Raw genomic sequence first — 6634 nt, 5'->3', positions numbered from 1 at the left:
GGGGTGACGAAAGGGTACTAGCCAAGCAGCTCACGATAAAGACCGAGGGTCTCTTCGTCGAACGCGACCAACAAGATGCGCTCGAAACGGTCCATTGCCGCCAGCGTCTCGCGCACCGCGATCTCCGCCGCGTCTTCGCGCGGATAGCCGTAAATCCCGGTACTGATCGCCGGAAAGGCGATCGTGCACGCACCCAACGTCTCGGCGACCCTCAGGCTTTCGCGATAACAACTGGCCAGCGTTTCCGCCTCACCCTTACCCCCGCCATTCCACACCGGCCCCACGGTATGGATCACGTGCCGCGCCGGCAGGCGGTAGCCTTTGGTCGCCTTGGCCTGACCGGGCTTGCAGCCGTTCAGCATGCGGCATTCAGCGACCAGTTCTGGCCCGGCCGCGCGGTGGATCGCGCCGTCGACCCCGTCACCACCGAGCAGCGAGGAATTGGCGGCGTTGACGATCGCGTCGACTTCGAGTCGCGTGATGTCGCCCCGCAACGCCTCGACCGGCATCAGCCGACCCGGTTCTTCACCAGATCGTCGACCACCGCGGGATCGGCCAGGGTCGAGGTGTCGCCAAGGCTCGACACGTCGCCCTCGGCGATCTTGCGCAGGATGCGGCGCATGATCTTGCCCGAGCGGGTCTTAGGCAGACCCGGCGCGAACTGCACGGCATCGGGCGAAGCTATCGGGCCGATCTCGGTCCGCACCCATTGCACCAATTCCTTGCGCGACGCCTCGCCCGGTTCTTCGCCCGTGTTCAGCGTGACATAGGCGTAGATGCCCTGCCCCTTGATGTCGTGCGGGAAGCCGACCACCGCCGCCTCCGCGACCTTGGCGTGCAGCACCAAGGCGCTCTCGACCTCGGCAGTGCCCATGCGATGGCCGCTGACATTGATCACATCGTCGACGCGGCCGGTGATCCAATAATAGCCGTCCTCGTCGCGGCGGCAGCCGTCGCCGGTGAAATATTTGCCCGGATAGGTCGTGAAATAGGTCTGGAAAAAGCGGTCATGATCGCCCCAGACGCTGCGCATCTGCCCCGGCCAACTCCTGGCGATGACCAGATTGCCCTCGGTCGCGCCGTTGAGCACGTTGCCGTCGGTGTCCACGATCTGCGGATCGACGCCGGGAAACGGCAGGGTCGCGCTGCCCGGCTTGAGGTCGGTCGCGCCCGGCAGCGGCGTGATCATCTGCCCCCCGGTCTCGGTCTGCCACCAGGTGTCGACGATCGGGCAGCGCCCCTCGCCGACCACTTCGTGATACCAGCGCCACGCCTCCGGATTGATCGGTTCGCCGACCGTGCCGAGCAGCTTCAACGATTTGCGGCTGGTCCGCGCTACATAATCGTCGCCTTCGCGCATCAGCGCGCGGAGCGCGGTCGGCGCCGTGTAGATGATCTCGACCTGGTGGCGGTCGACGACTTGCCAGATGCGGCTGGCGTCGGGCCAATTGGGCACGCCTTCGAACATCAGGCTGGTCGCGCCGTTGGCGAGCGGGCCGTACAGGATATAGCTGTGTCCGGTGACCCACCCGATATCCGCGGCGCACCAATAGACCTGGCCAGGCCGGTAATCGAAGGTCAGTTCGTGGCTCAGGCTGACCCAGACCATGTAACCGCCGGTGGTGTGAAGAACCCCCTTGGGCTTGCCGGTCGACCCCGAAGTATAGAGGATGAACAACGGGTCCTCCGCGCTCATCGGTTCGGGCCGGCACTCGGTCGAGGCCCGATCGACCAGATCGTGATACCAGAGATCGCCGTCGCCCATCGCGACGTCGCCGCCGGTCGCCTTGACGACGATGACCTTTTCCAACCCGGGCGCGTGATGCCGTGCGGCGTCGACATTGGCCTTGAGCGGGACCTTCTTGCCGCCGCGCCGGCCTTCGTCGGCGGTGATGACGAGCGTCGATCCGCAATCCTCGATCCGCCCGGCGAGCGCTTCGGGCGAGAAGCCGCCGAACACCACCGAATGGATCGCACCGATCCGCGCGCACGCCAGGATCGCGACCGCCGCTTCGGGGATCATCGGCATGTAGATGGTGACGCGATCGCCCTTCGCGACGCCCTGATCCTTCAGCGCATTGGCGAAGCGGCAGACGTCGCGGTGGAGTTCGCGATAGGTAATCCGGCGTGGCGCTTCGGCGGGATCGTCCGGCTCCCAGATCAGCGCCACGGTATCGCCGCGCGTGGCGAGATGGCGGTCGAGGCAATTGGCCGAGGCGTTGAGCACGCCGTCGGCGAACCAGCTGATGCGGAAATCGTCCTGACCGAACGACCAGTCGCCGGCCATTTCCGGTCGCCTGATCCAGTCGAGCCGGCGCGCCTGTTCGAGCCAGAAGCTGCCGGGATCGGCCAGGCTGCGGCCATAGAGCTTCTCGTAACCCGCGCGGTTGATCTTCGCGCGCTTGGCCCAATCGCCAGGAACCGGATAGACGCTTTGCTCGGACATCAAGCTCTCCCTAGTCCGGCCCTATTGGCGGCTGCGATGCCTGCTTGGCAAGCGCCGCGGCGCCATGCGACGATAGGATTTCTTGGGGGAATCAAATGAGCGACGGACCGAACGACCAACCGATGCATCATGGCGCGCCGGCGCATGCGCTCGAACGGCTGGTGTTCTTTTCCGATGCGGTGTTCGCGATCTCGATCACCCTGCTGGTGATCGAACTCAAGGTACCAGTCCTGCCCCGTAGCGCGTCCGACGTCGAATTTCTCCAGGCGCTGGCCGATCTGACGCCGCATTTCGTCGGCTTTCTGGTCTCGTTCTTCGTGATCGGCGCGTTCTGGAGCGGCCATCATCGCGCGTTCGATTGTGCGCGGCATTGGTCGCCCAGGCTGCTGCTCCCCAATCTGTTCCTGCTCTGCTCGGTCGCCGGCATGCCGTTCTTCACCGCGCTGGTCAGCGAATATTACGGCAAGCTCGTGCCCGCCGCCGCGTATTGCTTCTGGCTGCTGATCGTCGCCATCTGCAACCTGTGGAACAACAGCATGGCGGTGGCACCACCGGTCGCCGCCGATGATCTCGACCCCGAGCAAGCGGCGATGATCCGCCGGCGCGGCTGGGCGGTATTGCTCGGTACGGTGACCGCGTTGCTGTTCTGCTTCGTCAATCCCTGGCTCGGGCAGCCGATGTTGATCTCGATGGCCTTGTGGCGACGGCTGCTCGAATACCTCCACCGCCGGGGAACATTGAAGACGGTGTGACCAATGGATCCCCTTGCGGGACGGGGATTACGGCTGTCAGCCGAATTTCTGCCGGAGTTCGAGCATGGCCAGCGCCGCCTTGGCCGCGCCGCCGCCTTTGTCGGCCTGATCGGGATCGGCGCGATAGATCGCCTGGGCCTCGTTCTCGGTGGTCAGGATGCCGTTGCCGATCGCGATGCCGTCCATCGTCAGCGCCATGATGCCGCGCGCGCTTTCGTTCGACACGATCTCGAAATGATAAGTCTCGCCGCGAATCACCACGCCGATCGCGACATAGGCGTCGTACCGGCCAGTCTCCGCCGCCAGCGCCAGCGCTCCCGGGATTTCGAGCGCGCCCGGGACGGTCACCGTCTCGTGACTATGCCCTGCTTCCTCGATCGCGCGGCGCGCGCCGGCGAGCAGCATGTCGTTGAGATGGTCGTAGAACCGCGCCTCGACGATCAATATACGCGCCATCAATTCATTCCCCCAAGGTCGATCGCGCGTTCCCCTACGATGGACAGGCCATAGCCGTCCAATGCCACAAGGGTATGATGCGTATTGGTCAAGAGGATCATGTCCTCGACTCCCAATTCGGACAGGATCTGCGCACCGACGCCATAGTCGCGCAATTCGTCGGGCATCGGCGCGCCGGCCTTGTGCTCCAGCGCCTGGCTGAACCCGGTCGCGGTCGATGGCGACAGCAACACGACCACGCCCGATCCCGCTTCGCCGATGATCTCCATCGAGCGTTCGAGCAAGCCGCGGCGCTTGCCTTGTTCGCCGAAGATATCGGCGAAAACGTTCAACGCATGCATACGTACCAAAGTCGGCTTGTCGGGGTCGATACGCCCCTTGATCAGCGCGATCTGTTCGGTGCCGGTCGCCTTGTTGAAATAGGTCCGCGCGGTCCATTCGCCGCCCCAGCGGCTGGTGAAGCGCGCCTCCGCGCGGCGCTCGACGAGATGGTCGTGCTGGCGGCGGTAGGCGATCAGGTCGCGGATCGTACCGATCTTGAGCTTGTGCTCCTGCGCGAACTCGATGAGGTCGTCCATCCGGGCCATCGTGCCGTCATCCTTCATGACCTCGCAGATGACGCCCGACGGATTGAGCCCCGCGAGCCGCGCGACATCGACCGCGGCCTCGGTATGGCCGGCGCGCACCAGCACGCCGCCGTCGCGCGCGATCAGCGGGAAGACATGGCCCGGCGAAACGATGTCGGTCGGCCCCTTCGACGCGTCGATCGCCACCGCGACGGTGCGCGCGCGGTCGTGCGCCGAGATGCCCGTGGTGATCCCCTCGCGCGCCTCGATCGACGCAGTGAAGGCGGTGCCGTGCCGCGTGCCGTTGTTGCGCACCATCGGCTCGAGCTCGAGCTGGTTGACCCGCTCTTCGGTCAGGGTCAGGCAGATCAGCCCGCGGCCGAAGCGCGCCATGAAGTTAATCGCATCCGGCGTCGCCATCTGGGCCGGGATGATCAGATCGCCTTCATTCTCGCGATCCTCGTCATCGACCAGGATCGTCATGCGGCCGTTGCGCGCTTCCTCAATGATCTCCTCGATCGGCACCAGGGCCGGACGCTTCTCGCGCCGGTCGAGATAGAGTTCGAGCTTGCGCAGCGTGTCGGCGGTCGGATTCCATTCGGGCTCGTCGAGCATGCGCAGCGAATTGGCATGGAGCCCGGCGGCGCGGGCAAGCCCCGAGCGGGAGATACCGCCCGAAGAGACGAGATCGCGAACGCGATCGATCAGGATGGTGCTCATGATCGACTCGATTATCACATTGCAATGTGATTAGTCCAACCAAGAATCACATTGAAACGCTACTTTTCGATAAACGACCGCATCCGGCTCAGATAGCGCGCGAGCACGTCGATCTCGATATTGACCGCCTGCCCGACCTCGATCGCGCCCAATGTGGTCACCGCTTGCGTGTGCGGGATCAGATTGACCGTGAACTCCGTACCTTCCGCCCCATCGCTGACCGCATTGACCGTCAGCGACACGCCGTCGACCGTGACCGACCCCTTGGCGGCAAGATAAGGCGCGAGGTCGCGCGCGACGCGGAAGGCGATCGTCTTCGAATCGCCCGACGGCTCGACCCGCACGACTTCGGCGACGCCGTCGACATGGCCGGTGACGATATGCCCGCCCAATTCGTCGCCCAGTTTCATCGCGCGCTCGAGGTTGAGTTTGCGCCCTTCGCTCCATTGCCCCTGCGCGGTGCGCGAGACGGTTTCGCCCGAAATGTCGACGGTGAACCAGCCCGGCCCCTTATCGATCACCGTAAGGCATACGCCCGAACACGAGATCGACGCGCCGAGATCGACCGCGGCCGTGTCATAAGCGGTCGCGACTACCGCGCGTAGGTCGCCGCGATGCTCGATCGATCGGATCGTGCCGATATCGGTGATGATGCCGGTGAACATCGCTAATTTCCCAAGCTGCGCCGACGATCGTCAGCGGGTGCGTTCGTAGATTTCCAGTCGGTCGATGCCCAACATCCGCGCGTCGTGCAACCGCCAGCGGCCATGCGCCTCGGCCAGATGGGCAAGCCCGATGTCGCCGAGCGCCGGCCGGCCGCCGCCGATCAGGATCGGCGCGCGATAGAGCAACAGCCGGTCGACCAGATCGTCAGCGAGAAAGGCCGAGGCCGCGCCGGCGCCGCCTTCGACCAGGACATGGTCGATCCGGTCGAGCCCGGCGATCGCCGCGGGCGAGTCGACCCACTCCCAATGCTCGTGGTCGCCACGATGGCGAGTCATCAACAAGCGTCGCGGGCTATGCTGTTCGAGACCGCCGAGCCGGACGTCGAGCCGCGGCGCATCGGCTTCCGCGGTGCCGCGCCCGACCAGGATCGCTTCGTGCCGAGCCCGCTCGAGATGCGCATGCGCCCGGGCCGCGTCGCCGGTGATCCATTTCGATTCGCCGTCGGCGCGAGCGATGCAGCCGTCGAGCGACGTGGCGAGCTTGAGAGTGACGTGCGGCCGCCCGGACGCGCGCCGCGTGAGGAAGCCAGCCATTGAACGCCGCGCTTCCTCGGCCATCATGCCTTCGGTCACCGCGATTCCAGCGGCACGTAATCGCGCGATGCCCTGGCCATCGGTGCGCGGATCGGGATCGCCGAGCGCGATCACTACCTGAGCCACGCCCGCCGCGACCAACAGGTCGCTGCACGCCGGGCCGCGCGGCGACGCGTGCGCGCAGGGTTCGAGAGTTACGTAAACGGTCGCGCCTTTCGCGGCGTCGCCCGCCATCGCCAGCGCCATCGCCTCGGCGTGCGGCCGCCCGCCGGGCTGAGTCCAGCCGCGCCCGACAACGCGCCCATCACGAACGACCACGCAGCCGACATTGGGATTGGGCGCCGTCCGTCCCCGCCCGCGCTCGGCGAGCGCCAGAGCGGCGGCCATGAAGCGCGGATCGTTCTTGTGGTTCAGCATAGCTGAACCGGTTGCCGC

7 protein-coding genes are annotated in these 6634 nt (G+C 65.7%); 1 reads left to right on the top strand and 6 read right to left on the bottom strand.

The genetic code is table 11. The features are described 5' to 3' along the window. Window positions 1–17: 17 nt before the first annotated feature. Together SPR01S_RS08530 and acs are read right to left on the bottom strand one after the other, a co-directional pair. Window positions 18–509: an O-acetyl-ADP-ribose deacetylase gene (locus SPR01S_RS08530; RefSeq protein ID WP_066587949.1), complete on the bottom strand. Its 492-nt coding sequence runs from the start codon at window positions 507–509 to the stop codon at window positions 18–20. After that, a complete protein-coding gene (gene acs / locus SPR01S_RS08525) occupies window positions 509–2446 on the bottom strand; it encodes an acetate--CoA ligase (RefSeq protein WP_066587946.1) in 1938 nt (645 codons plus the stop codon). Before acs ends, SPR01S_RS08530 begins: the two co-directional genes overlap by 1 nt. A gap of 95 nt (window positions 2447–2541) precedes the next feature. On the opposite strand from acs, the gene SPR01S_RS08520 reads away from it, so the two are divergent. Beyond that, window positions 2542–3198, top strand: a complete 657-nt coding sequence (locus SPR01S_RS08520; protein WP_066587943.1) for a TMEM175 family protein — start codon at window positions 2542–2544, stop codon at window positions 3196–3198. A 36-nt stretch (window positions 3199–3234) separates the two neighbouring features. Here the strand turns inward: SPR01S_RS08520 and ribH are convergent, their stop codons facing one another. Genes ribH through ribD form a run of 4 tightly spaced genes read right to left on the bottom strand, consistent with a single transcriptional unit; the run spans window position 3235 to window position 6586 of the window. After that, window positions 3235–3654 (bottom strand): 6,7-dimethyl-8-ribityllumazine synthase, encoded by a 420-nt coding sequence (gene ribH, locus SPR01S_RS08515; protein ID WP_066587933.1) that lies wholly within the window; start codon window positions 3652–3654, stop codon window positions 3235–3237. After that, on the bottom strand, window positions 3654–4940 hold the full coding sequence (ribB, locus tag SPR01S_RS08510) for a 3,4-dihydroxy-2-butanone-4-phosphate synthase (RefSeq protein ID WP_066587972.1): 1287 nt from the start codon (window positions 4938–4940) through the stop codon (window positions 3654–3656). Before ribB ends, ribH begins: the two co-directional genes overlap by 1 nt. Window positions 4941–4999: 59 nt before the next feature. Continuing rightward, window positions 5000–5605, bottom strand: a complete 606-nt coding sequence (locus SPR01S_RS08505; protein ID WP_066587930.1) for a riboflavin synthase — start codon at window positions 5603–5605, stop codon at window positions 5000–5002. A gap of 30 nt (window positions 5606–5635) precedes the next feature. Continuing rightward, on the bottom strand, window positions 5636–6586 hold the full coding sequence (ribD, locus tag SPR01S_RS08500; RefSeq protein ID WP_066587969.1) for a bifunctional diaminohydroxyphosphoribosylaminopyrimidine deaminase/5-amino-6-(5-phosphoribosylamino)uracil reductase RibD: 951 nt from the start codon (window positions 6584–6586) through the stop codon (window positions 5636–5638). Window positions 6587–6634 lie beyond the last annotated feature (48 nt).

The organism is Sphingomonas pruni NBRC 15498, from assembly GCF_001598455.1.
In the GTDB taxonomy this organism is placed as follows: domain Bacteria; phylum Pseudomonadota; class Alphaproteobacteria; order Sphingomonadales; family Sphingomonadaceae; genus Sphingomonas; species Sphingomonas pruni.
The sequence above is the reverse complement of the archived record's forward strand: the minus strand, read 5'-3'. Positions and strand labels throughout refer to the sequence as shown.